The following is a 26783-nucleotide window of genomic DNA, read 5'->3' as shown; positions in this document are numbered from 1 at the left end:
GGCAACTTCATTGCCCTGGACGGTGATGGGTGGTTGCCGGCCAGCGGCCGGCACTACCGCGCGCGTCTCAGCCCTGGCCCGCGAACACGCGCTCCAGCACCTCGGACAGCTCGTCCTCCGAGAACGGCTTGGTGATGTAGGCCTTGGCGCCCTGGCGCATGCCCCACATGCGGTCGGTGTCCTGGTCCTTGGTGGTCACCAGGATCACCGGGATATGCCGGGTCGCCTCGTCGCGGGCGAGGGTACGGGTGGCCTGGAAGCCGTTGAGGTTGGGCATCACCACGTCCATCAGGACCAGGTCGGGTAGCTCGGCCTTGGCGGTTTCGACCCCGGCGGCGCCATCGGTGGCGGTCAGGATCTGGTGCCCGAGCTTCTCGACGATGCGCTGTATCCCCAACAGCTGCGACGGTGAGTCGTCGACGATCAGAATGCGTGCCATGTTGTTCCCCATGTAATGCCCGCAGTGTAGTGCGGGCCCATTACCGGCGGGAGGGCCGCGTCTGCCGTCCGTCGCCTGCCTGCGACGTTCAGTCGATCCGCACCACGGTGCGACCCAGCGAACCGCCCGCCAGCATCCGTTCGAACACGGCAGGAAGGCCATCGAGGCCGACTTCGGCGGTGCAGATGCGGTCCAGGCGCTGCGGCTTCCAGTCACTCCCCAGCCGCGACCACACTTCCTCACGCAGTCCGCGTGGCGCATTGGCCGAGGACACGCCCAGCAGCGAGACACCGCGCAGGATGAACGGCATCACCGTCATGTCCAGCGTCGGACTGGCTGCCAGGCCGGCACTGACCACGCTGCCGTAGGGCACGGTCTGCGCCAGCAGGCTGGCCAGCATGTCGCCTCCGGCATTATCGAGGCCACCCCCGAAGCGGGCCGACTGCAGCGCGCCGGTGTCGGCCAGCGCCTCGCGCGGCAGTACCTCGGTGGCGCCGATGCTGCGCAGGAATCCTGCTTGGTCCGGCTTGCCGCTGACCGCGTGCACGCTGTAGCCGGCACGGCTGAAGATGGACAGCGCCAGCGCACCGACACCGCCGCTGGCACCGGTGACCGCCAGCGGGCCGAGTTCCGGGGTCTGGCGGTTGTCCTGCATGCGCAGCAGGGCCAGCGCCGCAGTGAAGCCGGCGGTGCCCAGCACCATCGCCTCGCGTGGGGTCAGCCCGGCCGGCTGGGCGATCACCGCGCGCGATTCCAGCCGCACGTACTGGCTGTAGCCGCCGTCGCGGGTCTCGCTGAGGCCGCAGCCGGTGGCCAGCACCGCGTCGCCTTCACGCCAGTCCGGGTCGGTGCTGGCGACCACGGTGCCGGCCACATCGATGCCGCCCACCAGCGGGAAGCGGCGCAGGATCTTCCCTTTTCCAGTACCGGCCAGCGCGTCCTTGTAGTTGACCGAGGACCAGTGGGCGCGGATCAGCACCTGGCCGGGGTTGAGGTCGTCGACCCCGAGCCGGACCAGGCCGCTGCGGTAGCCGGCGTCGTCGTTTTCGATGCGGAAGGCGGTGAACGGGGTGGTGGGGGCCATCGGCGTTGCCTGACTTCGAGGAAAACGCCACCTTACCCCGTTGCCCCCCTTTCGATCCTGCCGATCCGCCCCATCTTGTATGATCGGTGATGGTTTCACGGCTGGCGGTGCGGGAAGGGCCCGCGCCGCAGCCCAAATCTTGATGGAGCGTGCATGGCCTGGAATACACCCGGCGGCAACAAGGGCGGACAAGGCCCCGAGGACAATCGACGCGGGCCGTTCGGGTCACGCGGCGGTGGCAATGGTGGTGGCTGGGGCGGTTTGCCCGGGCCGCTGAAGGACCTGTTCGACGGCGGCATCGTGCGTTGGGTGGTGGCAGCCGTGGTGCTGCTGGTGCTGTTCTCCAGCTTCCAGCTGATCGGCGAACAGCAGCGTGGCGTGGTGCTGCGCTTCGGCCAGTTCTCGCGCATCCTGCAGCCCGGCCCGAACTTCAAGCTGCCGTGGCCGATCGAATCGGTCACCAAGGTCAACGCCACCGAGATCAAGACCTTCTCGATCCAGGTGCCGGTGCTGACCCGCGACGAGAACATCGTCAACGTCTCGCTGAACGTCCAGTACCGCATCGACGACCCGCAGCAGTACCTGTTCGGCACCGTCGATGCCAACCAGGTGCTGGAGCAGTCGGCGCAGAGCGCCGTACGCGAGGAAGTCGGCCGCGCCGATCTCAACGCCGTGCTGAACAACCGTGGCCCGCTGGCCGTGGCTGCCGAGGAGCGCCTGCAGGCGCTGCTGAAGGCGTTCAAGACCGGCCTGACCGTGACCGGCCTGACCCTGCAGGATGCCCGTCCGCCGGAAGAAGTGAAGCCGGCCTTCGACGAGGTCAACGGTGCCCAGCAGGTCAAGGAACGCCTGATCAACGAAGCCCAGGCCTACGCCGCCAAGGTCGTGCCGGAAGCCCGGGGCCAGGCCTCGCGCGCCCGTACCACCGCTGAAGGCTACAAGCAGGCCGTGGTGTCCAAGGCCGAGGGTGACGCGCAGCGCTTCAGCCTGTTGCAGGCCCAGTACAAGGACGCCCCGGAAGTGACCCGCAAGCGCCTGTGGCTGGAGACCGTGCAGCAGGTGCTGAGCGAGAACCGCAAGGTGATCGGTGGCGATGGCCGCCAGCTGATCTACGTGCCGATGACCGGCGATACCCGTCCCAGCACGTCGGCTCCGGCCGCAGTGGCCAACCCGGACGTGGTGATGCCGTCGCTGCCGGGTGCAGCGGCGGAAGCTTCCCGTGATCCGGGCCGGCCGGTGGGCCGCCCGACCGGGCGACCGAGCGGCCGTGAGGAGGGCAGCCGATGAAGAGTCCTATCTGGATCGCCGTGATCGTGGCGGTGGTGCTGGGCCTGCTCGGCTCGGTGTACGTGGTCCGTGAGGACCAGACCGCCATGGTGCTGAACCTGGGCAAGGTGGTGCGTTCGGACATCAAGCCGGGGCTGCACTTCAAGGTGCCGGTGGTGGAAACGGTGAAGGTCTTCGACCGCCGCTTCCAGGTGCTCGACACCGCGCCGGCGCGCTACTTCACCGCCGAGCAGAAGGACGTCAGCGTCGACTTCTTCGCCATCGGCTACATCTCCAACGTGGGTGACTACTTCCGTGCCACCGGCGGCGATCCGCGCATCGCCAACGCCCGCCTGGCACCGATCATCACCGACTCGCTGCGCAACCAGATCAACTCGCGCACCCTGCAGCAGCTGGTCTCCGGCGACCGCAGCGAGCTGATCGCCGAGCAGCTGAAGGGGATCAACGAGGCGGTGGCCGGCCTGGGCATGCAGATGATCGACCTGCGCATCAAGCAGGTGGACCTGCCGACCGACAGCCAGGTGATCAACGATGTGTACGAGCGCATGCGTGCCCAGCGCAAGCAGGAAGCCGCAAAGCTGCGCGCGGAGGGCGAGGAGCAGTCGCTGACCATCCGCGCCCAGGCCGACCGTGACAGCACCGTGCTGATCGCCGAGGCCGAGCGTGATGCCCAGCGCCTGCGCGGTGAAGGCGATGCCGAGGCGGCGCGCATCTACGGCAAGGCCGGCTCGGCCGATCCGTCGTTCTATGCGTTCTACCGCAGCCTGGAGGCCTACCGTGGCTCCATGACCGACGGCAACGGCGTGATCGTGCTCGACAAGAACGACCCGTTCCTGCAGTACCTGAAGAACGACCGCTGAGGTCGCAGGGCAGTACCCCACGGGGCCCGGCCAGATGCCGGGCCCCGTGCTTTTTCCGGAGTCCCCCATGAAAGATCTGTTTGCCGCTGTCTGCCTGGTCGCGGTGCTGGAAGGCCTGTTCCTGTTCGTCGCACCGTTCGCCTGGAAGCGCATGGCCGAACGTCTGCTGGACCTGCCCAGCCCGGCCCTGCGCAGCTTCGGTGGGCTGGTGCTGCTGGCCGGCCTGAGCCTGCTGTGGTGGGTGCGGCATTGAAAGGGTAGTGCCGGCCGCTGGCCGGCAACCCGGGATTGCCGGCCAGCGGCCGGCACTACCGGGCGGGGCCTGAGCGGCCGGCACGACCGGGCGGGGCGGCTGACCGGCCGGTAAAGCCGCCCGTCGGAAAGGTGGCACCCGACCCCGGAAACCCGGATAATGCACAAAAGCCGGACGGGCCTCCCCGTTCGGCTTTTTCCGTGTCTGGGCCTTCCATCGCCGGCCGCTCCCCGTTTGGAGCCGCCTTGCAGGTGCTGGCCAGCCCCCGCCACGGTTTACCCGTCCGCGGCCCCGATGGCCGCAACAAATCGAGGAGCCCGTCATGGGTCAGTCTGTCGTAGTGTTGGGTGCCCAGTGGGGCGATGAAGGCAAGGGCAAGATCGTCGATCTGCTCACTGAGGAAATCGGCGCCGTCGTGCGCTTCCAGGGCGGCCACAATGCCGGCCACACCCTGGTCATCAACGGTAAGAAGACCGTCCTGCACCTGATCCCGTCGGGCATCCTGCGTGACGATGCGCTGTGCCTGATCGGCAACGGCGTGGTGATCTCGCCGGCCGCGCTGCAGAAGGAAATCGCCGAGCTGGAAGCCTCCGGCGTGGAAGTGCGTTCGCGCCTGAAGATCTCCCCGGCCGCGCCGCTGATCATGCCGTACCACATCGCCCTGGACCAGGCGCGCGAGCGCGCTGCCGGTGGCAAGGCGATCGGCACCACCGGCCGTGGCATCGGCCCGGCCTACGAAGACAAGGTGGCGCGCCGCGGCATCCGCATCGCCGACCTGCATTACCCGAAGCAGCTGGAAGAGCTGCTGCGCACCGCGCTGGATTACCACAACTTCGTGCTGACCAAATATCTGAACACCGATGCGGTCGATTTCCAGAAGACCTTCGACGAAGCGCTGGCCTTCGGCGAATACGTGCAGCCGATGAAGTCCGACGTGGCCGGCATCCTGCACGACCTGCGCAAGCAGGGTAAGCGCGTGCTGTTCGAAGGCGCGCAGGGCGCGCTGCTGGACATCGACCACGGCACCTACCCGTACGTCACCAGCTCCAACACCACCGTCGGTGGCGCGCTGGCCGGTTCCGGCGTCGGCGCCGATTCGATCGACTACGTGCTGGGCATCGCCAAGGCCTACGCGACCCGCGTCGGCGGCGGCCCGTTCCCGACCGAGCTGGATGACGAAGTCGGCCAGGGCATCCGTGACCGCGGCGCCGAGTACGGTGCGTCGACCGGCCGTCCGCGTCGTTGCGGCTGGATGGACATCGTCGCGCTGAAGCGTGCCGTGGCCATCAACGGCATCAGCGGCCTGTGCATCACCAAGCTGGACGTGCTGGACGGCATGGAAAAGCTGAAGGTCTGCATCGCCTACGAATACAACGGCAAGCGCACCGAGTACGCGCCGCTGGACGCGCAGGGCTGGGAAGAGTGCACGCCGGTGTACCTGGAGTTCCCGGGCTGGAGCGAGAACACCCACGGCATCACCAATTGGGACGACCTGCCGCCGGCTGCGCGCGCCTACCTGCGTTCGCTGGAAGAGCTGGCCGGCTGCCCGATCAGCATCGTCTCCACCGGTCCGGACCGCGACCACACCATGGTCCTGCAGGATCCGTTTGCCTGAGATAACGCCGGGCGCTGCCCGGCGTAGGTGACAGGAAAAGCCCCGCGCAAGCGGGGCTTTTTCGTTACTGTGTCGCCAGGGCCAGCGGGGAAGCAAAGCGATGACCAGGACGTCAGCGTGAAGGGCGAAACGGTCGTGCGGATCACCCTGTGGGTGTTGTGGAGCCTGTGGGGCATCGCCTGCCTGGTACTGGTGCTGGGCGCGGCCGCCAATACCCTGGCTTCGCGCACGCAGACGGTGCCGTTGGTGCTGAGCCCTGGCGCAACCGCCCAGATCACCGTCTACCGCCTCATCGATGATCAACTGCGGCTGCGCCTGCGCTATGCCGCGGACGGTACGGAGGCTGACCCCGAGGTGCTGCTGCGCATCGAAACTCCGACCGATCATGGAGACTTCCGCGCAGGGGAGCGTTCGGGAGTGGCCGGGCAGGGTATCAATCGTGGGCTGGCTTCGGTTGAGTCCAGCGGCCTCATGGCGCCCTACTTCGGCTATGGCCGTGGCGACGCATTGCCACGCGGCCGCTCATGGGTGCGGGTAACCGTGCTGGAGGTGGACCCGGCGCTGGCCGATCGCGCGGCCACCGTCGAGCTGCAGCCGCCACTGGACCTGTTGAAGCTGACTCACCTGGATTATGTCTGGTTGTGGCCGTTCTTCTTCTGGAAAGTGGCGGCACTGCTCCTGTTGATTCCAGGGGCTGCCTTGGCGGTGTTCACGTTCACCTTGCGGCGCTGGCAGCACCGGGCTTCGAAGCAGGCGGATTCAGCAGTGGGTACGGATTGATCGATTCGCCCTTCCACCACTGTTTCTCCGGTCCCAGCACGTGCACCTCGAAATGCAGGTGCGGGGCCTCAGCGCTGGCGTTGCCGGTACTGCCCACGTAACCGATCACCTCCCCGCGCCTGATCACCTGCTTTTCGGTCAGGCCATCGGCATAGCGCTGCAGGTGCGCGTAGTAGTAGCACCAGCGTCCGCTGGGCTCGAACTGGTAGACCGTCAGGCCACCGCGCTCGCTGTCGAACAGTTTTTCCACCGTGCCATCGGCCACTGCCAGCACCGGCGTACCGGCATCGGCCATGATGTCGATGGCATCGTGCACGCGGCCTTCGCTGCGCGCATCGGTGAACGTGTCGCGCAGCTGGGAGGCCAGGACGCCCTGTACCGGCAGCAGCAGACCCGACGGCGCATCCGCAGTCCGCGCGGCTGACGGTGCGGCGGGGGCAGGGGCCGTGTCGAGCGGCGCTACCGATCCCTTGGCCGGCGCCACAGCGGCTGCCGGTTGTGCTTCCGGCAGCGAGGCGGCTACCGGCTCGCCTGCATCGCGGCGCAGCCACCAGCCGGCCCCCAGTCCCAGCAGAACACCCAGCACGATCAGCTGAGAAAGGCGCATCGGCTCACTCCTGCATCACCACGGGGACGGAGGTATCCACCGCATCGGCCACGCGCAGCGCATCCCAGTTGGTCATGCGCACGCAACCATGTGACTCGGTCTTGCCGACATGGCCGGGCTCGGGCGTGCCATGCAGGCCGTAGTGTGGCTTGGACAGGTCGATCCAGACCCGGCCGACCGGATTGTTCGGGCCCGGCGGCAGTGTCGCCTTCTTTTCGCCCTTGCGCGCATCCCAGAACAGCTTGGGGTTGTAGTGGAACGGCGGGTCGCGATACACGCCCAGGATCTTCCATTCGCCAATCGGCAGCGGATCATGCTGGCTGCCGGAGGAAACCGGCACCTGAGCGATCACCTTGCCCTGCGCATCCAGCAGCTGCAGGCTGGAATCGGACTTGTCGACGACCACCTTGGCCGCCTTCGGTAGCGGCGATGGTGCGACATTGGGCACCTGGATGCGGTTGCCCGCCTTGCTCAGATCCACGCCCGGATTGAGCAGCTTCAACAGCTCAGGGGATGCGTGGAAGCGTTCGCCCAGCGACTCTTCGACGTTGTTGAAGCCCAGCGATTTCAGTTTGGCCTGTGCGGCGGGGCCCTTCGGCATCGCCTGGAACGGCCCGGCGACATCCTCGCTGGTCAGCGTGTAGCTGGCCAGGGGGGTGACCCTATCAGCCTGCAGGGCCTGCCAGGTCGCGTCGTCCAGTTCACCGGTGACGGTCAGGCCGTGCGCCGCCTGGAAACCCGACACCGCGCGCCGCTGGTTGCTGCCCACTTCACCGTCGATCTGGCCGGGCGAGAAATTCGCGCGATCCAGCAGCACCTGGGCATGCAGGGCGGAACGTGCTGCGGTGTCCGGTCCGGCCTTCTCGGCAATGGGGGCGGGCAGTCCAGGCGGCGGTGCCTGCGCGAACGCCGGCGATGCCAGCAGCGAGAGAGCGAGCAGGGTGGATCGGTACACGGGTAATGGCATTGGGAACTCCAGCAGATGACGCCACCACCTTGCCTGCAGGCCGCGCCGAGCCGCCGTGAAAGAGATCTGACGTCTGCATGAGCAGTCGGGTCGTTGCGCCACCGTCCCCGCGCGGGTGCCGCCGGCCAAGGGCTCACCAAGGTGAATGGTGCCCCACGCCATTGGCGGTTGGCGATCAAGATTGCCTGGCGGGCCGCCGATAACGCCACATCCCCCCGTTTTGGATGTACCGATGAACTACTTGAGGAATGTCAGGGTTGCCTGGCGTCTTGGGCTGGGCTTTGGCCTGTTGCTGCTGTTGGTTGCGGCCGTGGTGGCCACCGGCGCCACCGCCAGTGTCGTGCAGAAGCGCGCGATGCAGCAGGTGGTCGATGTCAGCGTGGCCAAGGTGCGCCTGCTCTCGCAGATGCTCGATGCCAACAACCAGATGATGGTCGTTCGCCGCGAGATGCTGATCCGCCAGGGCGATGACCGTGGCCATGATGAGCAGCGCATCGCCGATCTGGTCAAGCGCTATGAGGCCAGTTGGACGGCCTACCAGGCGCTGCCCAGCGACGCCGAGGGCAAGGCCATTGCCGAAACCATCGCCGCCAAGCGTGCCATCGCGCGTCCGCTCAACAAGCAGACCAGCGAACTGATGGAGCAGGGCGACTACCCGGGCGCCGTGGCGCTGACCCTGGGCCCGGTGCAGGAAGCCGCCAACGGCTGGAACAAGGCGCTGTCCGATGGCGTGGACTTCGAGGAGAAGGAAAGCCGTGAGGCGGCCGCCGAGGCAATCCGCCTGGGCGAGCGCAGCCTGCTGCAGTTGCTGGTGCTGGGCGGCGTTGCACTGCTGGTCGGCATCGCCGCCTCGGTGATGATCGGGCGCAGCCTGACCGGCCCGCTGGCCCGCGCGGTGAACCTGGCCGAGCGCCTGTCCAAGGGCCAGCTGGACCAGGAGTTCCGCCTTGGCGGCCGCGATGAACTGACCCAGCTGGGTGAAGCCATGGCCAGCGTGCGGCAGAGCGTGCAGGCGGCGATCGGCGCACAGCTGCAGATGGCCGAACAGCACGAGGCGGGTGCGATCCGCTACCGCATGGACGCCAGCGCCTTCCCCGGCGATTTCGGCCGCATGGTGCAGGCCACCAACAGCCTGGTCGAATCGCACGTGCAGGTGGAACTGCTGATGGCTGAAGTGATGCAGCGTTACGCCATCGGTGACCTCAGCCGCGACCTGCCGGACTACCCGGGCGAGAAGGGCACGCTGACCCGCACTCTGGCGGCAGTGAAGCAGAGCCTGATGGCGATCAACGCGCAGATCGATGCACTGGCCCGGGCCGCGCGCGCCGGTGATTTCAGCATGCGTGGCGATGCCGCTGCGTTCCAGTTCCAGTTCAAGGCGATGGTCGAGCACCTCAACGGCATGATGGCCAGTTCGCAGGCCAGCATCGCTGATGTCTCCGATGTGCTGCGTGCGATCTCGCACGGCGACCTGACTGCACGCATGGACGGCGAGTACGACGGTGTATTCGCCCGCATGCGTGACGACGCCAACACCACCACCGCGCAGCTGACCGGCATCGTGCGTGGCATCCAGGTGGCCGCCGACAGCATCAACAACGCGGCGCAGGAACTGGCCGCCGGCAACAACGACCTGTCGCGCCGCACCGAGCAGCAGGCCGCCAACCTGGAAGAAGCCGCCGCATCGATGGAGGAACTGACCTCGACTGTGCGCCAGAATGCCGAGCTCGCTCGTCAGGCCGACAGTGAAGCGCACGCCGCCGGTGCCGCCGTACGCGAAACCGAGCAGGCGATGGCGCAGATGGCGTCGGTGATGGGTGAGATCGATCAGTCCTCGGCACGCATCTCGGAAATCTCCACCGTGATCGACGGCATCGCGTTCCAGACCAACATCCTGGCGCTGAACGCTGCGGTTGAAGCCGCGCGTGCAGGTGAGCAGGGCCGTGGTTTTGCCGTGGTCGCCAGCGAGGTACGCACGCTCGCACAGCGTGCCGGTGTCGCCGCCAAGGAGATCAAGGAACTGATCGAAGACGCCGCTGCCAAGGTGAAGAGCGGCCTGGCGGTGACCGTTGAATCGGAAGCCGCGATCGCCCGCGTGGCCCAGGCCAGCTCGCGCACCACGCAGCTGATGAGCGACATCGCAGCGGCCAGCAAGGAACAGGCCGCCGGTATCGAGCAGGTCAACCAGGTGGTGGTGCAGATGGACCAGGTGACCCAGCAGAACGCTGCGCTGGTGGAAGAAGCCACTGCCGCCAGCCGCGCGCTGGAAGAACAGGCGCATGCGCTGACCACGTCGGTGGCGGTGTTCAAGGTGGAGCAGGGCGCGCGCATGCCCATCGTGCCTGCGCAGGCGGCGTAAGCAACCTGCGACTGGATGTTGGATGACGCCCTGCATGCGATGCCCCGCATGCAGGGCACCGCATGCACGCAACCGGTCGGTGCCGCTGGCTAGCGGCCGCGCGCGGCGCGTTCGATCAGCCAGCCGGCTGCGTACAGCAACAGCAGTGTTGGCGGAACCAGTACTGCATACGCGGTCGACCAGGGTTTGCCGTACAGCAGGCTGCCTGCGCCGATGGCATCGAGTGCAGCAGACTGCAGGGTGATGGGGAGCGACATCAGGATATAGGCCCCCTTCGGGTCCGCATCCGACTGCGCGCCGTGAACCAGCCATGCGGTCAACAGCAGGTAGACCACGCAAAGCGCAAGACCGGTCCAGCTCAGTAATCGCCGCATCTTCATCCGCACGCCTCCGTTCAACGGACGTCGAAGTGAGCCTGCAGAGGCAGGCTCACATTCCGCAGCAGATCCCTGACCACCACCTGCGCAGTCCACGTGCCTTTCGGATCACTGGCCTCGGCCACGAACTTCAGGTGCAGGTTGGTCATGTACAACAGGGTTGGCGGGCCGGGCAGGGCAGCGGTGAAACAGGGAACATCGCGTTCGTCGATGCTGGTAGTGCCGTCCGGGCGCAGCATGCGCAGATCGCAGTGCACCTTGGGTACGCGGTTCTCATCCAGTTGCGGGTTGGACAGGAATGTCAGCAGGAACAATTCACCGCCCGGGTGGACTTCGTCGGCCTGGGTAAAACCGGGAGTGGTCTCTGGCGGGGTCTCCCACTTGGCCTGCCAGTCGGCATCGGAGGTGACCAGCAGCGATGCCGCAAAGCCACCGCTGGATTTCATGGCATCGGTCTCCGGCATCGCCTTGCCTGCCCCGTTTATCCAGCCATCGTTGGCGGAACTGTTCAGTGGCAGCATCATGGCCATCATGGCCAGCGCGTAGGTCCATCGCATCAGAGGCTCTCCTTGGCAGCCGCGTCCCGCGGCAGAGCGGGGAGTATCGCTCAACCTTGACCGGCAAAGCAGCAGGAGAGCCGGAGCGGAGGTTCCGCTGCCTGCTGATGTGGGCGATGCTTGCCAGCAAAGGAGGTGACATGGGAATCGGGAGCGAGGAAAAGCCGGGCTGTGATTCAGCATCACCCACGCCGCAGCACGTGCTGATGCTGCCCGGGCTGGATGGCTCCGGCAGGCTGTCGATCCCGTTTCTGTCAGCACTCCAGGCTCATGGGCTGACGACGCAGACGATTACGCTGCCTGCGCAGGGAGGGCAGGATCACGCCACGCTGGCCCAACGGCTGTGGTCGCAGCTGCCCGGCCATCCCTTCATCCTGCTTGCCGAGTCCTTCTCGGGCCCGTTGGCGGTTGAACTGGCCACGCGACAGCCCGCCGGGCTGCGCGGACTGGTGCTTGCCGCGACCTTTGCGTGTCGGCCGGTGCCATTGCCGGCAGCCAGCGCAGCCCTGCTGACGCCGGCTTGGCCTCTGCCTCCCGTGGCGTTGCTGGCGCGCCTTCTGCTGGGGCGGTGGCGCACCCGCGAGCACCTGTCGATGCTGCGCGATGCGCTGGCCCGGATTCCGGCGGCCACACTGCGGCAACGCGCCGCAGCGACCCTGCGCGTCGACGTACGCGCATTGCTGCCGGCAATCGACGTGCCGACGCTGTGCCTGCACGCGTGCCATGACCGCCTGCTGTGGCCGCCCAGCGTGGCAGAACTGCAGGCCCTTTTGCCGGATGCCCGGCATGTTTCGCTGGAAGGGCCGCATCTGCTGCTGCAGGCACGCGCTGACGCAGCCGCAGCCGAAGTTGCCGCGTGGATGAGGACGCTGTCGCCCTGATCGAAGGACTCAGCCGCGCGCGCGGGTACGCGCGGCCTTCTTCGCCGCCACCTTGCGCACGGTCTTCTTCGCCGCACGTGTCTTCGCCGCCTTCTTCGCTGCAGCACTGCGCGAGGCGGCTGTACCGGCCTTCTTGGCCGCTGTCTTCTTTGCGGTTTTCTTTGTGGCTGTCTTGCGAGCCGGTGCCTTCTTTGCCGCCGCCTTCCTGGCTGTCGTCTTCTTCGCAGGGGCCTTCTTCGCCGCCGTCGTCTTGGTCGTGGCCTTCTTTGTGCCCGACTTTCTGGCAGGCGCCTTCTTGGCAGCCTTCTTGCTGGTCGCCTTCTTCGTACCCTTGCGCGCGCTGCCGCTACGCTTGCCACCACCATCCTGCTTGTTCACGGTCGCCCAGGCAATGCGCTCGGCCGTGCCTTCGCTGGCACCGCGCTCGCGCTCGCTTTCCTCGATGTGCTCGGCCTGGCGCTTCTGTTTATCGGAGTATGCGGATTTGTCACCACGGGGCATGACAGTTCTCCTGTTGTTGTAGTCAGGCCAGCAGGCGCAGCTTGGGTTCGCGCGCCCACTGGCGGGTGGCGGCCGCCGCCAGGAATGCCTTGGCGTCTTCCGCTTCGACGATGCCGGCGTCGTTGCCGACCCTTGCCGCCTTCAGCAGCGTCTGGCCGCCCGCGTCGCTGGCGATGGCCTTCAGGTGCGCCCACGCCTGGCTGACGAATTCGATGGCTGCACTCTCTTTCGACAAGGCCTTCGCCGCTTCCGGGCTGAGCACCACGGCTACTGCATCGAACACGGCCGACGGGGTGCCCGCCAGTTGCCCATCCGCCGCCTGCAGCGCGCCATCGCTGAGCGTGGCGCCACCCACTCTGGGGGCGACCAGCTTCACATCCGCACCTGCTTTCCTGGCTGCCTTGCTCAGGCTGGCAATGATCCGGGCATCAGAACCCTCATCGAACAGGATGCCGATGCAGCGCCCTTGCAGGGTGGGTTTGTTGCGACCGATCACCCGCACTTCGGGGGCGGGGGGCATGTCCCGCACTGGGGTAGCGGTCGGCGCCGGGTCGGGCAGTGCAGGCAACGCCAGACCATCGGCCACGCGCTGCGCCAGTGAGTCATCGATGTTGCGCAGGTGACTGACGGTGCGTACCCGCACCTTCAGCGTTTCCACCTTGGACAACTCGAACACCAGCGCCGATGCCAAGTGCGCCTGCTCCGGCTTTTCGAGGCTGCGGAAGAACATGCGGGCCTGGCTGTAGTGGTCGGCGAAACTCTCCGCGCGGGTGCGACCCTTGCGGCCATCGTCGGCGCTGGCATGGCTGCGGAATCCGGCAGGCGTCTCGCGCGGGGTGTCCTCCTGCAGCGAACTGGGATCGTAGGCCACCCGACCCTTGGGAACCTGCATCTGCATGTGGCCGTCGCGCTGATGATTGGCAAACGGGCACTTGGGCGCATTCACCGGGATCTGGTGGAAGTTCGGGCCGCCCAGGCGCAGCAGCTGGGTGTCCAGGTAGGAGAACAGGCGCCCCTGCAGCAGCGGGTCGTTGCTGAAGTCGATGCCCGGTGGCACGTTGGCCGGGCAGAAAGCCACCTGCTCGGTCTGGGCGAAGAAGTTGTCCGGCCAGCGGTCCAGCACCATGCGCCCGATGACCTGCAACGGCACCAGCGATTCGGGAATGATCTTGGTCGGGTCCAGATGATCGAACGGGAATGCGTCGGCGTCTTCTTCGGTGAACAACTGCACCGCCAGTTCCCATTCCGGGAAGTCGCCGCGCTGGATGGCCTCGAACAGGTCGCGGCGATGGAAGTCATTGTCGGCCGATTGCAGTTTCAATGCTTCGTCCCAGACCGTGGACTGGATACCCAGCTTGGGCCGCCAGTGGAACTTAACGAACGTTGACTCGCCGGCCTCGTTCAGCAGGCGGAAGCTGTGCACACCGAAGCCTTCGATCATCCGCAGCGAACGCGGTATGGCGCGGTCGCTCATCGCCCACATGATCATGTGCATCGATTCGGGCATCAGCGAAATGAAGTCCCAGAACGTGTCATGGGCCGACGCGGCCTGCGGGAAGGCACGGTCCGGTTCCATCTTCACCGCGTGCACCAGGTCCGGGAATTTCATGGCGTCCTGGATGAAGAACACCGGGATGTTGTTGCCGACCAGGTCCCAGTTGCCCTCCCTGGTATAGAACTTCACCGCGAAGCCGCGCACGTCGCGCGGGGTGTCCACCGAACCTGCGCCACCGGCCACGGTCGAGAAGCGGGTGAACACGGGTGTCTTCACGCCAACCTCGGTCAGGATGCGCGCGCGGGTATGCGCCTTCAGTGATCGGGTCAACTCGAAGTAGCCATGCGCAGCGCTGCCGCGGGCGTGCACGATGCGCTCGGGAATGCGCTCATGGTCGAAGTGGGTGATCTTCTCGCGCAGGATGAAGTCCTCCAGCAGCGTAGGCCCCCGAGGTCCCTGCCGCAGGGAGTTCTGGTTGTCTGCCACCGGGATGCCCTGATCGGTGGTCATCGCCGGATGACTGCCCCCGGCCTGCTGGTGCAGTTCATCGCCGTTGCCGCGGTGGTGGTTCTCGGCGTGGGTGGTTGCGCGCTTGCCGGTCGGCTTGCTGGCGGCCATTGACGTTGGCTCCGGATGCTCAAAGAGAACCACGACACTGGAACCGGGCCCGTTAAACCGAGGTCCGGCAAAGGTGAACGTACAGGCAAAAGCAGGCTCGGGTATGCTTGCTCCATGCGAGTCGAGCCCGCCGACATCGAAGCCCTGTTCGACGCCATCCCGGATGTGCTGTTCTTCATCAAGGACCTTCAGGGGCGTTACACCCACGTCAACCAGACCATGCTGCGGCGGCTGGGCCTGCGCGCCCGCAAGGACGTGATCGGGCGTACCGCGGCGGAGATCTACCCGACCGGGCTGAGCGCGGACTACGTGGACCAGGACGCCCGCGTGCTGGCCGGTGAGGTGATCGAGAACCTGATGGAGCTGCACCTGTTCGCCAACCGCGAACCGGGCTGGTGCCTGACCTGCAAGCGCCCGCTGGTGGTCGATGGGGCCATCGAGGGCCTGATCGGCATTTCCCGCGACCTTGGCCAGAAGGACAGCCTGGGTACCCAGTACGAGCAGCTGCGGCTGGCGCTGGCCCACCTCAACGCGCACTACGCCGAGAACGTGCGCATGCAGACCCTGCTGGACATCACCGGCTTCTCGCTGTCCAAGCTGGAGCGCAGCTTCCGCAAGGTGTTCCAGATGACCCCGCAGCAGGTGCTGACCCGGCTGCGGATCCAGATGGCCATGCACCTGCTGCACGGTGACGAGAGCATCGCCAGCATCGGCCAGGCCTGCGGTTTCAGCGACCAGAGCGCCTTTACCCGCAAGTTCAAGGCTGAAACCGGTTTCTCGCCGCGTGCCTACCGCGCCCGTATTGGTGGCAGTGTCGGAGAGCCGGCACTGGCCTGAGCCGCCTGCTGCGCTGTGCCTATCCCCGCGGGCATGGGACAGGGTAAGGTGTCGCCCCTGTAGCCCGCCGCCAGCCCTGCCGATGCCCAACTCGATTCCGACCGCTTCGCCGTCCCGCCTCGGACATTCGCTCAAGCCCCGACAGCTGATCATGATGGGCCTGGGCAGCGCCATCGGCGCCGGCCTGTTCCTCGGCTCGGGCGTGGGTGTGCAGGCGGCCGGTCCGGCGGTCCTGGTGTCGTATCTGGTCGCCGGCGCGCTGGTGATCATCGTGATGAACGCTCTGGGCGAAATGGCGGCGGCCAAACCGACCAGTGGCGCGTTCTCGGTCTATGCCGCCGATGCCATGGGCGCCACCGCCGGTGCCACCGTCGGCTGGTTGTGGTGGGTGCAGCTGGTGATCGTGATCGCCGCCGAGGCGGTGGGAGCGGCCGGGCTGCTGGCCACGGTCTGGCCAGCAGTACCTGTACCGATGGCGGCGCTGGCCTTCATGCTGTTCTTCACCGCGATCAACCTGCTCGGGGTGAAGAACTTCGGCGAGTTCGAATTCTGGTTCGCCATCCTCAAGGTGGCGGCGATCCTGGCCTTCATCGCCATCGGCGTGGCGCTGCTGATGGGCTGGCTGCCGCAGGTGACCTCGCCGGGCCTGAGCAACTTCACCGAGCATGGTGGCTTCGCGCCGAAGGGCCTGGCGGGTATTGGCGCTGCACTGCTGGTTGTCGTTTTTGCCTTCGGTGGCACCGAGATCGTGGCCGTTGCGGCGGCGGAGACCGAAGATCCGGAGCGCAGCATCGCCCGTGCCATCCGCACCGTGGCGTGGCGCATCCTGGTGTTCTACATCGGCTCGCTGAGCGTGATCATCGCCGTCGTGCCGTGGACCAGCGAAGCGTTGAAGTCGCCGTTCGCCGCCGTGCTGGACATTGCCCGTATTCCGGGCGCCGGCACCGCCATCACCCTGATCGCGGTGATCGCGCTGCTGTCGGCACTCAATGCCAACCTCTACGGCGCCTCGCGCATGATGTATTCACTGGCGCAGCGCCGCGAAGCCCCGGCCGTGCTGGGCTGGACCGATCCGCGCCAGGTGCCGGTGATTGCCGTGCTGGCCAGCGTGCTGTTCGGTTTCGCCGCCACGGTGATGGAACTGCTGTTCCCGGACCGGGTGCTGCCGGTGCTGCTGAACATCGTCGGTTCCACCTGCCTGCTGGTGTGGACGCTGTCGCTGGTCTCGCAACTGGTGTTGCGCCGCCGCGCAGATCGCCTGGGTACCCGGCTGCCGTTCCGCATGGCGGGCTTCCCGTGGCTGACCTGCTGCGCGCTGGCGATCCTGGCGCTGATCTTCGGCCTGCTGCTGAGCGAGTCGCACACCCGCCTGCAGTTCCTGTCGATGGTGGCGCTGACCGCCACGATCGCCGCCGGCAGCGCCATCGCACGGCGCATGCGCGAGGCGTGACTGGAGCTGCCGGCCAGCGGCCGGCACTACCACGGGGGCTGCACATCTGCCGTGCCATCCTGATCGTGTGGGCCGTCATCGGCCCGTCGACCGGGAGTACCGCATGCTGCGCAGTCGCCCCTTCCTGATGTTTACCGGCCAGGCCGAGGCCGCGCTGGCCCTGTACGCCGAGGCCTTCGCCGATTTCCGCCTGCTGGCAATGCAGCGCCATCCGGACGGCGCCGGTGCCGGCGTGCCCGGGCAGGTCCGACAGGCCATCTTCCTGCTCGGTGGCACCCACTACCTGTGCTTTGACAGCCTGGACGTGCACGATTTCACCTTCAGCCCGTCGATCTCGCTGTTCGTCGAGTGCTCCGGCGCCGAGCAGTTCGAGCGCGCCGCGCGCGTGCTGGGCGAGGGCGGCCACTGGCTGATGCCGGTGGGCGACTATGACTTCAGCAACCGCTACGGCTGGGTGCAGGATCGCTTCGGCGTGTCGTGGCAGTTGAGCCTGGGGCAGATGCCGGACCCGTGATCGGGATTACCGTGGGTGTGGACCCTGGTCCACCCGCCCTCATGAAAACGGCCCGCTTGCGCGGGCCGTTCTCTTTACCGATGCCGCGAGGAATCAAGCCTCGACTTCATCATCCTTGTAGGCATCGACCGGGATGCAGGCGCACATCACGTTCTTGTCGCCGTACACGTTGTCGACGCGCGCCACCGGCGGCCAGTACTTGCTCTGCTTCAGGCTGGCCAGCGGGAAGGCAGCCAGTTCGCGCGGGTAGGCGTGGGTCCACTCGCTGGCGGTCACCGCGGTGGCGGTGTGCGGCGCGTTCTTCAGCGGGTTGTCCTCGCGGTCCAGCCGGCCGTCTTCGATCGCGGTGATCTCCTCGCGGATCTGGATCATCGCGTCGATGAAGCGGTCCAGCTCGTGTAGCGATTCGCTCTCGGTCGGTTCGACCATCAGCGTGCCGGCCACCGGGAAGCTCAGGGTCGGGGCGTGGAAGCCGAAGTCGATCAGGCGCTTGGCGACGTCCTCGGCGCCGATGCCGCTGGTCTTCTCCAGCGGGCGTACGTCGAGGATGCACTCGTGTGCCACCAGGCCGTTGCGGCCGGTGTACAGGGTCTTGAAGTGCGGGGCCAGGCGCTTGGCGATGTAGTTGGCGTTGAGCTGCGCGACCTGGGTGGCCTTGCGCAGGCCTTCGCGGCCCATCATCGCGATGTACATCCAGCTGATCGGCAGGATCGAGGCGCTGCCGAAGCTGGCGGCGCTGACCATGCCGACCGGGCCGTTGTCACCCAGCTTGCCCGGCAGGAACGGGGCCAGGTGTTCCTTGACCGCGCACGGGCCGACGCCCGGGCCGCCGCCGCCGTGCGGGATGCAGAAGGTCTTGTGCAGGTTCAGGTGCGAAACGTCCGAACCCCATTTGCCGGGCTTGGCCACGCCGACCAGGGCGTTCATGTTGGCGCCGTCGGTGTACACCTGGCCGCCGTGCTGGTGGATGATCTCGCAGATCTCGACCACCTCTTCCTCGAACACGCCGTGCGTGGACGGGTAGGTCATCATGATCGCGGCCAGGCGGTCGCTGTACTTCTCGGCGTTGAGGCGGATGTCTTCCACATCGACGTTGCCGTTGGCATCGGTCTTGGTGACCACCACCTTCATGCCGCACATCTGCGCCGAGGCCGGGTTGGTGCCGTGCGCCGAATCCGGGATCAGGCAGATGTCGCGGTGGCCTTCGCCGCGCGAGCGGTGGTAGGCGCGGATCGCCAGCAGGCCGGCGTACTCGCCCTGTGCGCCGGAGTTCGGCTGCAGGCTGACCGCGTCGTAGCCGGTGCATTCGACCAGCATCGCTTCCAGCGTGTCGATCAGTTCCTTGTAGCCCAGCGCCTGGTCGGCCGGCACCAGCGGGTGGATCTGCGAGAACTCCGGCCAGGTCACCGGGATCATCTCGGCGGTGGCGTTGAGCTTCATGGTGCACGAACCCAGCGGGATCATCGTGCGGTCCATCGCCAGGTCCTTGTCGGCCAGCGAACGCAGGTAACGCAGCAGTTCGTGCTCGCTGTGGTGGGTGTTGAACACCGGGTGGGTCAGGAACGCGGACTGGCGCAGCAGGCCGGCCGGCAGCGCGTCGGCGGTGCTGGCATCCAGCGCGTCGACGTCCAGCGAGGCACCGAACACCGCAGCCACGGCGACGATGTCGGCGCGGGTGGTGGTCTCGTCCAGGCTGATGCCGACCGAGTCGCTGTCGATCGCGCGCAGGTTGTAACCGGCGGCGCGTGCCTTGGCATGGATTTCATCGGCATGCACGCCGGTGACGTGCAGGGTGTCGAAGAAGTCGCCACCGACCTGCACGCCGGCATTGCGCAGCGCTGCGGCCAGGATCGAGGCCAGGCGGTGCGTGCGGCGGGCAATGCGGGTCAGGCCTTCCGGGCCGTGGTAAACGGCGTACATCGAGGCCATCACCGCCAGCAGCACCTGCGCGGTACAGATGTTGGAGGTGGCCTTCTCGCGGCGGATGTGCTGTTCGCGGGTCTGCAGGGTCAGGCGGTAGGCCGGGTTGCCCTGGGCATCGATCGAAACGCCGATCAGGCGGCCCGGCATCGAGCGCTTGTAGGCGTCACGGCAGGCCATGAAGGCGGCGTGCGGGCCACCGAAGCCGAACGGCACGCCGAAACGCTGGCTGTTGCCGACCACGATGTCCGCGCCCCATTCGCCCGGGGCAGCCAGCAGGGTCAGGGCCAGCAGGTCGGTGGCCACGGCCACCAGGCCGCCGCGTGCGTGCACGGCATCGACCAGCGCCTTGTAGTCGCCGACCTGGCCGAAGGTGTCCGGATACTGCAGCAGCAGGCCGAACGCTTCCGCTTCCAGTGCTTCGGCCGGGGTGCCGACGCGCAGCACGATGCCCATGGGCTCGGCGCGGGTACGCAGCAGTTCCAGGGTCTGCGGGTGCACGGCGTCGTGCACGAAGAAGGTGTCCGACTTCGACTTGGCCGAACGCTTGGCCAGGGTCATCGCTTCGGCGGCGGCGGTGGCTTCGTCCAGCAGCGAGGCGTTGGCGATTTCCATGCCGGTCAGGTCGGCGCACAGGGTCTGGAAGTTGATCAGCGCTTCCATGCGGCCCTGCGAGATTTCCGCCTGGTACGGGGTGTAGGCGGTGTACCACGCCGGGTTTTCCAGGATGTTGCGCAGGATCACGTTCGGCGTGTGGGTACCGTAGTAACCCTGGCCGATGAAGCTGCGCAGCACGGTGTTCTTGTCGGCGATCGCACGGATCTTCGCCAGTGCCTGCACTTCGGTCATCGACTCCGGCAGTGCCAGCGGTGCCGGCGACTTGATCTTGGCCGGCACGATGGCGTCGGTCATCGCATCCAGCGACGCGTGGCCGACGACGTCGAGCATCTGCGCGATCTCGGCGTCGTTGGGGCCGATGTGGCGCTCGACGAACGCGTTGTGGTGCTCGAGCTCACGCAGGGAAGGGGTGTTCTGGGACATGGCGAAGGATCCGTCAGGAAAGGGCACACGCACGGGCACAAGCCGCCGGTCGGCGGTCTGCGGGGCGCCCCTCTGTCCTTTTGCCTGAGAGTTTAAAAGCGCGGCGGACCGCAGCTTCGTGCCCCTTCGGCGCCGGATCGAACCGGTCTCTCCAGAGTTGTGTTACGGGTGGTATCGGGCCTGAGCGATTACGGGCGTTGCGCCTTCGGCAGCGGTGTTCCGCTTCTCCCACCGTGTTGCCCGCCGATTATAGCCCGTTGCGGGCGCGGCGGCCGCCTTCGGACCTGGCGGCCGCGCCTGAATGGCCGATGGCCCGTCCGTGCGTTTTGTGCACTGCTGCATGGCATCAGGCGCATTCCCCACCTATGATGGGCGGATACCCGAATTCATCTGGCGCCGTCCCTGCTGCAGGGGACCGGCGCCCGCCGTGCGTGCCGCGCATGGCCCTGCCGGACGCCTTTCCCATGACCGCCGCTGTTGCTCCCTCCACCCGCCGCATGGCCCTGCTGCTCGCCGGCCTGGCCATGTTCGGTCCGTTCTCGATCGACACCATCTTCCCCGCGTTCCCGCAGCTGGCCCAGCGCCTGGCGGTGGACGAGGTGGCGGTGCAGCAGACCATCAGCGTGTACCTGCTGTTCTACGGCCTGATGAGCCTTGCGCACGGCCCGCTGTCCGATGCCTGGGGCCGCAAGCGGGTGATCCTCGGTGGCCTGGTGGTGTTCGTCGGCGCTTCGGTCGGCTGCGCGCTGTCCACCGACCTGACCACGCTGCTGGCGTTCCGCGCGCTGCAGGGCCTGTCAGCGGGCGTCGGCATGATCGTCGGCCGCGCGGTGATCCGCGACCTGTACCACGGCCACGACGCGCAGCGCCTGATGAGCCAGGTGTCGATGCTGTTCGGCATCGCTCCGGCCATCGCACCGATCATCGGCGGCTGGATCCTGCTCAGCGGCGCCGGCTGGCCACTGATTTTCTGGTTCCTGGTGGTGTTTGCGCTGCTCCTGCTGGCGGCCACTGCACGCTACCTGCCGGAAACCCATCCGGTGGAGGCACGGGTGCCGTTGTCGCCGCGCGTGCTGCTGCGTGATTACGTGCGCATCGGTTTCAACCCGCGGTTCCTGCGCCTGGCGCTGGCCGGCAGCATCGGTTTCGGCGGCATTTTCCTGTACATCTCCTCGGCGCCGGTGTTCGTGATGCAGCACCTGCATCTGGGCGAGGGTGGTTTTGCCTGGCTGTTCATCCCCACCATCGGCGGCATGACCACCGGCTCGTTCCTGTCCGGGCGCATGGCCGGGCACACCACGCCCACCCGCCAGGTGTCCATTGGTTTCGGCCTGTGTGCGCTGTCGGTGCTGCTGAATGTCGGCTACGTGGCGCTGTCGCCGCAGTTCGTGCTGCCGTGGGCGGTGCTGCCGATCTTCCTGGGCGGCATGGGCATGGCATTGATCTTCCCGATCCTGGCGCTGGCGGTGCTGGACATGTACCCGCACCAGCGCGGCCTGGCCTCGTCGCTGCAGGCCTTCGTGCAACTGATGATCAGCACGGTGGTGGCCGGCGTGGTGTCGCCGCTGCTCAGCGCCAGCCCGCTGCACCTGGCGCTGGGGCAGGCCGCGTTCTTCGCCGCCGGCTTCGTGTTCTGGTACTGGGAACACCAGCGTGAACGCGCGGCACAGGCGGCCTGCACGGGCCATTGAGCAGCGCGCAGGGGTAGGGCCGGCCGCTTTGCCCGCAACGCTTGCGAAGAGGAACGACCGGACTAGGCTGGGCACTCCAGCCAGCCGGTGCGTGGATGCACGACAGCCAGCCAATCCGATGTCGTTGCATGAGGTTCCCCATGGCTGCGCAGCAGACCTACCGCCTGTTCGAGGTGGCGCTGAAGGAGCGCCGCGTTCTTTCCCCTTCCCTGGACCGCATGGTGTTCACCGGTGCCGACGTGGCGCGGATGAAGACCGAAGGCCCTGACCAGCGCATCAAGGTGTTCTTCCCCTTGCCCGGCCAGGAGGTGCCGCAGGTCCCCAGCGGTGAAGACTGGTACCCACGCTACCGGGCCCTGCCGGATGACAAGCGCCCGCCGATGCGTACCTACACCATCCGCCAGTTGCGCGCCGAGCAGGGCGAGGTCGACGTCGATTTCGTCATCCATGGCGAAACCGGCCCCGCCTCGCGCTGGGCCATGCACGCCCGCCCTGGCGACCGCGTGGTGCTGCTGGCCCCGGACGCCGACTGTGCCGGGAGCAGCGAGGGCTGGGAGTGGAAGCCACCGGCCGGTGTCGGCCAGGTGCTGCTGGTGGCCGATGAAACCGCGTTGCCTGCGGTGGCCGGCATCCTCGAGGAACTGGCGGCCATGGTCGACCCACCGCGCACGCTGGCGCTGCTGGAGGTGGCGCAGGCCGGTGATGCGGTGCACCTGAAGGCGCCCTCCAGCGCCGAGCTGGTCTGGCTGCCGCGCGGGCAGGCCGCCTACGGACAGCGGTTGCTGCAGGCGGTCCAGGCGCGGTTGGCAGGGACCTCGGGCGTGGCTGCCGGCGATGCGCTGGAGGAGATCGACGTCGATACGCAGATCCTCTGGGAGCAGGCCGATACCCGGGTGGCCGGGCCGCTGTACGCCTGGGTGGCGGGCGAGGCGGGGGCCGTGATGGCGATCCGTCGCCATCTGGTGCGCGATTGCGGGCTGGACCGCCGCGCGATCACCTTCATGGGCTACTGGCGGCACGGCAAAGTGCTGGACTGAGGGGTGTGAAGCGGTGCTGCGGGCGGGGTGCGCTATCCTTGCGCCCCCCTTTTCGCAGCGGTACCGCACCATGTCCACCAGCTCCAAGACCCGCCGCGACCAGCGCCGTCGCCAGGAAAAGCAGGCCGCCAACAAGGCCGCCGCGCAGGCCTCGCCGGTGGAGCCGCATGCGGAACTGCGCGATGCACAGCGCACCCTGCTGGCCGGTGTCGTGCGCCGCGACGGCGAATGGGTGCTGGGCATGGATGGCCGCATCGCGGGCCACAGCGAGAGCGCTGCGCAGGTGCTGGCGCTGATCATGCAGGCCGGTGAACTGCACGAGCGCAACGGCACGCCGGTGCGCCTGATGTACTCCGATGCGCTGCGCGATGCCGCACAGGCCGAAGCCAGGGAGAAGGGCCAGACCTTCGAGGAATTCAAGGCCGAGCTGGCCGCAGCGATGGCCGCGAAGAAGAACAGCTGACCGCTGTTGCGGTAGAGCCGGCCGCTGGCCGGCTGCCAGACGGATTTCCACCGTGCAGTTGCCGGCCAGCGGCCGGCACTACCAAAAAGGGACGGATCCTTTCGGATCCGCCCCTTTTTTCATTTCGCCGCCGGGGCCGCGTTGGCCTGCCAGCCGCAGATCTGGCCTTTGACTGCTGTTTCGGTAGAGCCGGCCGCTGGCCGGCTGCCCGTTGGGTCTTCATCGCGTAGTTGCCGGCCAGCGGCCGGCACTACCGGAAAGGGGCGGATCCTTTCGGACCCGCCCCTTTTTTCATTTCGCCGCCGGGGCCGCGTTGGCCTGCCAGCCGCACATCTGGCCTTTGACTGCTGTTGCGGTAGAGCCGGCCGCTGGCCGACTGCCCGTTGGGTCTTCATCGCGTAGTTGCCGGCCAGCGGCCGGCACTACCAGAAAGGGACGGATTCTCGCGGACCCGCCCCTTTTTTCATTTTGCCGCCGGGGCCGCGTTGGCCTGCCAGCCGCACATCTGGCCTTTGACTGCTGTTTCGGTAGAGCCGGCCGCTGGCCGGCTGCCCGTTGGGTCTTCATCGCGTAGTTGCCGGCCAGCGGCCGGCACTACCGGAAAGGGGCGGATCCTCGCGGACCCGCCCCTTTTTCATTTTGCCGCCGGGGCCGCGTTGGCCTGCCAGCCGCACATCTGGCCTTCGTTCTGCTGCTTCAGCCACTCGTTGACCGGGGTGAAGTACTCGATCATCGGGCCGGCATCGAGCTTGTCGGTACCGGTCAGCTCCTTCAGCGTGGCCTGCCACGGCTGGCTGGCACCCTTGCTCAGCATCGCCCAGTACTTCTGGCCGGCTTCCTTGTTGCCGTAGAAGGTGCACTCATGCAGCGGGCCCTTGTAGCCGGACGCGTCGCACAGGCCCTTGTAGAACTGGAACTGCAGGATGCGCGCCAGGAAGTAGCGGGTGTACGGAGTGTTGCCCGGCACGTGGTACTTCGCGCCCGGATCGAAGAACTCTTCGCCACGGGTGCTGGCCGGCGCCACGCCCTGGTACTTGGCCTTCAGGTCCCACCACGCCTTGTTGTAGTTGTCGGCAGTAATCGAGCCATCGAACACGCCCCAGCGCCAGCGGTCGATCATCAGCCCGAACGGCAGGAACGACACGCCTGACAGCGCCATGCGCATCTGGTTGTTGATGACCGCCTCGCGGCTTTCGGTCGGCGCATCGACCAGGCCGATCGAGCTGAGGTACTTGGGCGTCATCGCCAGCACGATGGTGTCGCCGATCGCTTCATGGAAGCCATCGTTGGCACCGCCCTGGAACAGCGGTGGCAGCGGGTTGTAGGCCAGGTCGTAATAGATGTGGCCCAGCTCGTGGTAGATGGTGGTGAAGTTCTCTTCGTTCGGCTTGATGCACATCTTGGTGCGCACGTCGCCTTCCATGTTCATGTCCCAGGCGCTGGCGTGGCAGACCACGTCGCGGTCGTCAGGCTTGATGAACTGGGTTTTTTCCCAGTAGGACTGCGGCAGCGACGGCATGCCCAGCGACACGTAGAAGTCCTGCGCGCGCTCGGTCATCTGCTTGGCGGTACGCAGTTCGGCCTCGCGCTGCGCCTTGTACTGCGCGGCCACGTTCGCATCCTTGCCGGCCTTGGCCAGCGCCGCGCTCAGGTTGGTCTGGTACTGCTTTTCCAGCGCCGCGGTGATGTCCAGGCTGCCGGCGCCCGGGTACGGTTCCAGCTGGTCCCACAGGTTCGACCAGTCCTGCTGCCACATGTTGCCCAGCAGGTGCGCGGCGATCAGGCCATTCCCCACTTCGGCCTTGTCCTTGCCATAGGTCTTGTCCAGCTTGCCGCGCGCGTAGCAGTGCAGCTGCTCGTACATCGGCTTGACCTGTTCCCACAGGCGGTCGGTTTCCGGGCCGATCTGCTCCGGCGGCATGTCGTAGCCGCTGCGCCACATCTGGCCGGCATCGGTGAAACCCATGCCCTTGGCGCCTTCGTTCACCAGGCCGACGAACTTCTGGTAGTCGCCGCGCATGCTCTTGGTGGTGCTGTGCCAGCCCTGCCAGGCGTCAAGCTGATTGTCGTAGTCGCGGCTGCGCGCCAGTACCTGTTCCAGCTCGCCCAGCTGGCGGCAGGAGTTCGGATCGTTGGCGTCGGTGCAGTACTTGCCGGCGCCGTAGCTGCCTTCCATGCGGGTGGCGATCTGGGTCAGCTCGGCCAGCTTGGCCGGATCGCGCGGCGCCGGCATCGAGGACATCAGTTTCAGCAGGTGGATCGCACGCTTGCTGTCCTCGCTCATCGGCTTGCCATCGAATTTGGCGGCCTGTTCGATCCAGCTGTTGAGCTGGGTCAGCGAGCGCTCGTTGGCCTTGGCCGCGATGCGTTCGGAATCACTGTTGATGTAGGTGGAAGACAGCCACTGCGCCGAGGTCATCTCCGGGTAGGCGGCCTTGAATTCGGCATTGATGCGGGCCACGAACTGGTCGGCGGTTTCGCCGGCCGGGGCGCTGCTGCTGGCGGTATCGGTGCCTGGGGCAGCTTCCTTCTTGCAGGCGGCCAGGGCCAGCGTGGCGGCGGCGATTGCCGAGGCCAGCAGGAGATGACGGTGTTTCACGGGCGGTCCTTGGGTGGTGAACGACGGCCGAAGGCTAGTGGGCCGTCGCTGCCACCGCAAGTGGCGGAAGTCGGTAGGGTTCGGCAGGGCTGCGCCCTGCACCCGCAGAAGCAACGGCAACGGCCAAAGCAACAGCAGAAGCGGGCTATCCGTGGGATGGCGGGGCGGTGTGGGCTTGCAGGACACGCCGTAAACCCATCCATGGGGGCTCGATGGCGCCATCCATGGCGCCAACGGTCCTGCAAGCCCACACCGCCCCACCTCTGACAGATCGCGGCGGCCGTTGGTGGGTGTCGACCTTGGTCGACACATCTGTCAGATATCGACAATCAAAATGGGGTCGGATCCGTTTTCCGTAGGAAAACGGATCCGACCCCATCGGCATGTCCAACAGAGCGCGGAAAACTGTCGAAGGCGGGGTGGGTCCGGTGGCGGGGGCGTGAGCCGCATGGATGCGGCGACCGAGCTTACATGGACGTACTTGCAGCGTCCCCCGCCACCGGACCCACCCCGCCAATCCACGGAATGCCAGCATTTGCTGTTGCTGTTGC

23 protein-coding genes and 1 riboswitch are annotated in these 26783 nt (G+C 67.0%); of the genes, 13 read left to right on the top strand and 10 right to left on the bottom strand.

Going from position 1 to position 26783, the window contains the following annotated elements; all coding sequences use genetic code 11:
* Nucleotides 1-67 precede the first annotated feature (67 nt).
* Nucleotides 68-439, bottom strand: coding sequence for a twitching motility response regulator PilH (pilH, locus tag Q9Q79_RS15280; protein ID WP_005410644.1), 372 nt, complete (start codon nt 437-439; stop codon nt 68-70).
* A gap of 88 nt (nt 440-527) precedes the next feature.
* Nucleotides 528-1523, bottom strand: a complete 996-nt coding sequence (locus tag Q9Q79_RS15275) for a YhdH/YhfP family quinone oxidoreductase (RefSeq protein WP_138970183.1) — start codon at nt 1521-1523, stop codon at nt 528-530.
* A 153-nt stretch (nt 1524-1676) separates the two neighbouring features.
* On the opposite strand from Q9Q79_RS15275, the gene hflK reads away from it, so the two are divergent.
* The 5 genes from hflK to Q9Q79_RS15250 all read left to right on the top strand — a co-directional run bounded on the left by hflK (nt 1677) and on the right by Q9Q79_RS15250 (nt 6318).
* Nucleotides 1677-2810 carry an FtsH protease activity modulator HflK gene (gene hflK / locus Q9Q79_RS15270; protein WP_005410642.1) on the top strand — a complete coding sequence of 378 codons (1134 nt, stop codon included), beginning with the start codon at nt 1677-1679 and terminating at the stop codon, nt 2808-2810.
* A complete protein-coding gene (locus Q9Q79_RS15265; RefSeq protein ID WP_005414169.1) occupies nt 2807-3670 on the top strand; it encodes a protease modulator HflC in 864 nt (287 codons plus the stop codon). The genes hflK and Q9Q79_RS15265 overlap by 4 nt, the downstream gene beginning before the upstream one ends.
* Nucleotides 3671-3737: 67 nt before the next feature.
* Entirely contained in the window at nt 3738-3923 is a 186-nt protein-coding gene (locus Q9Q79_RS15260; protein WP_005414170.1) for a DUF2065 family protein, read from the top strand.
* A gap of 322 nt (nt 3924-4245) precedes the next feature.
* The gene (locus Q9Q79_RS15255; protein WP_005410639.1) at nt 4246-5538 is read left to right on the top strand and encodes an adenylosuccinate synthase; all 1293 of its coding nucleotides are present in this window, start codon (nt 4246-4248) and stop codon (nt 5536-5538) included.
* A gap of 117 nt (nt 5539-5655) precedes the next feature.
* The gene (locus Q9Q79_RS15250; protein ID WP_099561654.1) at nt 5656-6318 is read left to right on the top strand and encodes a hypothetical protein; all 663 of its coding nucleotides are present in this window, start codon (nt 5656-5658) and stop codon (nt 6316-6318) included.
* On the opposite strand, the gene Q9Q79_RS15245 is transcribed toward Q9Q79_RS15250, so the two are convergent.
* Both Q9Q79_RS15245 and Q9Q79_RS15240 read right to left on the bottom strand, forming a co-directional pair.
* Entirely contained in the window at nt 6254-6925 is a 672-nt protein-coding gene (locus Q9Q79_RS15245) for a M23 family metallopeptidase (protein ID WP_099561655.1), read from the bottom strand. The genes Q9Q79_RS15250 and Q9Q79_RS15245 overlap by 65 nt on opposite strands.
* A gap of 4 nt (nt 6926-6929) precedes the next feature.
* On the bottom strand, nt 6930-7892 hold the full coding sequence (locus tag Q9Q79_RS15240) for a L,D-transpeptidase family protein (RefSeq protein ID WP_065183425.1): 963 nt from the start codon (nt 7890-7892) through the stop codon (nt 6930-6932).
* A gap of 232 nt (nt 7893-8124) precedes the next feature.
* On the opposite strand from Q9Q79_RS15240, the gene Q9Q79_RS15235 reads away from it, so the two are divergent.
* Nucleotides 8125-10251 carry a methyl-accepting chemotaxis protein gene (locus Q9Q79_RS15235; protein ID WP_164223143.1) on the top strand — a complete coding sequence of 709 codons (2127 nt, stop codon included), beginning with the start codon at nt 8125-8127 and terminating at the stop codon, nt 10249-10251.
* 89 nt (nt 10252-10340) lie between these two features.
* On the opposite strand, the gene Q9Q79_RS15230 is transcribed toward Q9Q79_RS15235, so the two are convergent.
* Both Q9Q79_RS15230 and Q9Q79_RS15225 read right to left on the bottom strand, forming a co-directional pair.
* Nucleotides 10341-10631 (bottom strand): hypothetical protein, encoded by a 291-nt coding sequence (locus Q9Q79_RS15230; protein WP_005410634.1) that lies wholly within the window; start codon nt 10629-10631, stop codon nt 10341-10343.
* 14 nt (nt 10632-10645) lie between these two features.
* Nucleotides 10646-11185: a hypothetical protein gene (locus tag Q9Q79_RS15225; protein WP_005414174.1), complete on the bottom strand. Its 540-nt coding sequence runs from the start codon at nt 11183-11185 to the stop codon at nt 10646-10648.
* 140 nt (nt 11186-11325) lie between these two features.
* Here Q9Q79_RS15225 and Q9Q79_RS15220 point away from each other — a divergent pair, with 140 nt between their 5' ends.
* Nucleotides 11326-12066 (top strand): alpha/beta hydrolase, encoded by a 741-nt coding sequence (locus Q9Q79_RS15220; RefSeq protein ID WP_201864102.1) that lies wholly within the window; start codon nt 11326-11328, stop codon nt 12064-12066.
* 9 nt (nt 12067-12075) lie between these two features.
* On the opposite strand, the gene Q9Q79_RS15215 is transcribed toward Q9Q79_RS15220, so the two are convergent.
* Together Q9Q79_RS15215 and Q9Q79_RS15210 are read right to left on the bottom strand one after the other, a co-directional pair.
* Nucleotides 12076-12567 (bottom strand): hypothetical protein, encoded by a 492-nt coding sequence (locus Q9Q79_RS15215; protein ID WP_012480990.1) that lies wholly within the window; start codon nt 12565-12567, stop codon nt 12076-12078.
* 22 nt (nt 12568-12589) lie between these two features.
* A complete protein-coding gene (locus Q9Q79_RS15210; protein WP_065183428.1) occupies nt 12590-14680 on the bottom strand; it encodes a catalase in 2091 nt (696 codons plus the stop codon).
* 114 nt (nt 14681-14794) lie between these two features.
* Between Q9Q79_RS15210 and Q9Q79_RS15205 the strand changes: the two genes are divergently transcribed.
* The 3 genes from Q9Q79_RS15205 (at nt 14795) to Q9Q79_RS15195 (ending at nt 17481) form a co-directional block, all read left to right on the top strand.
* The gene (locus tag Q9Q79_RS15205) at nt 14795-15517 is read left to right on the top strand and encodes an AraC family transcriptional regulator (protein ID WP_005410629.1); all 723 of its coding nucleotides are present in this window, start codon (nt 14795-14797) and stop codon (nt 15515-15517) included.
* Between the two features lie 82 nt (nt 15518-15599).
* Nucleotides 15600-16967, top strand: a complete 1368-nt coding sequence (locus Q9Q79_RS15200; protein ID WP_005410628.1) for an amino acid permease — start codon at nt 15600-15602, stop codon at nt 16965-16967.
* A gap of 103 nt (nt 16968-17070) precedes the next feature.
* Nucleotides 17071-17481 carry a VOC family protein gene (locus tag Q9Q79_RS15195; RefSeq protein ID WP_005410627.1) on the top strand — a complete coding sequence of 137 codons (411 nt, stop codon included), beginning with the start codon at nt 17071-17073 and terminating at the stop codon, nt 17479-17481.
* A 93-nt stretch (nt 17482-17574) separates the two neighbouring features.
* On the opposite strand, the gene gcvP is transcribed toward Q9Q79_RS15195, so the two are convergent.
* Nucleotides 17575-20442, bottom strand: coding sequence for an aminomethyl-transferring glycine dehydrogenase (gene gcvP / locus Q9Q79_RS15190; protein WP_024956945.1), 2868 nt, complete (start codon nt 20440-20442; stop codon nt 17575-17577).
* 62 nt (nt 20443-20504) lie between these two features.
* Nucleotides 20505-20607: riboswitch (glycine riboswitch) on the bottom strand.
* Between the two features lie 299 nt (nt 20608-20906).
* On the opposite strand from gcvP, the gene Q9Q79_RS15185 reads away from it, so the two are divergent.
* From Q9Q79_RS15185 to Q9Q79_RS15175, 3 genes are all read left to right on the top strand, one after another.
* On the top strand, nt 20907-22133 hold the full coding sequence (locus tag Q9Q79_RS15185; protein WP_032966071.1) for a multidrug effflux MFS transporter: 1227 nt from the start codon (nt 20907-20909) through the stop codon (nt 22131-22133).
* Between the two features lie 140 nt (nt 22134-22273).
* Nucleotides 22274-23170 (top strand): siderophore-interacting protein, encoded by an 897-nt coding sequence (locus Q9Q79_RS15180; RefSeq protein ID WP_099497724.1) that lies wholly within the window; start codon nt 22274-22276, stop codon nt 23168-23170.
* Between the two features lie 70 nt (nt 23171-23240).
* Nucleotides 23241-23633, top strand: a complete 393-nt coding sequence (locus tag Q9Q79_RS15175; RefSeq protein WP_005410623.1) for a hypothetical protein — start codon at nt 23241-23243, stop codon at nt 23631-23633.
* Nucleotides 23634-24267: 634 nt separating this feature from the next.
* Here the strand turns inward: Q9Q79_RS15175 and Q9Q79_RS15170 are convergent.
* Nucleotides 24268-26232 carry a M2 family metallopeptidase gene (locus Q9Q79_RS15170; RefSeq protein ID WP_111189069.1) on the bottom strand — a complete coding sequence of 655 codons (1965 nt, stop codon included), beginning with the start codon at nt 26230-26232 and terminating at the stop codon, nt 24268-24270.
* Between the last annotated feature and the right edge of the window lie 551 nt (nt 26233-26783).

Origin of the sequence: Stenotrophomonas sp. a6 (genome assembly GCF_030913325.1) — a bacterium.
GTDB classification, from domain to species: domain Bacteria; phylum Pseudomonadota; class Gammaproteobacteria; order Xanthomonadales; family Xanthomonadaceae; genus Stenotrophomonas; species Stenotrophomonas maltophilia.
This window is presented reverse-complemented; position numbering and strand designations above follow the sequence as displayed.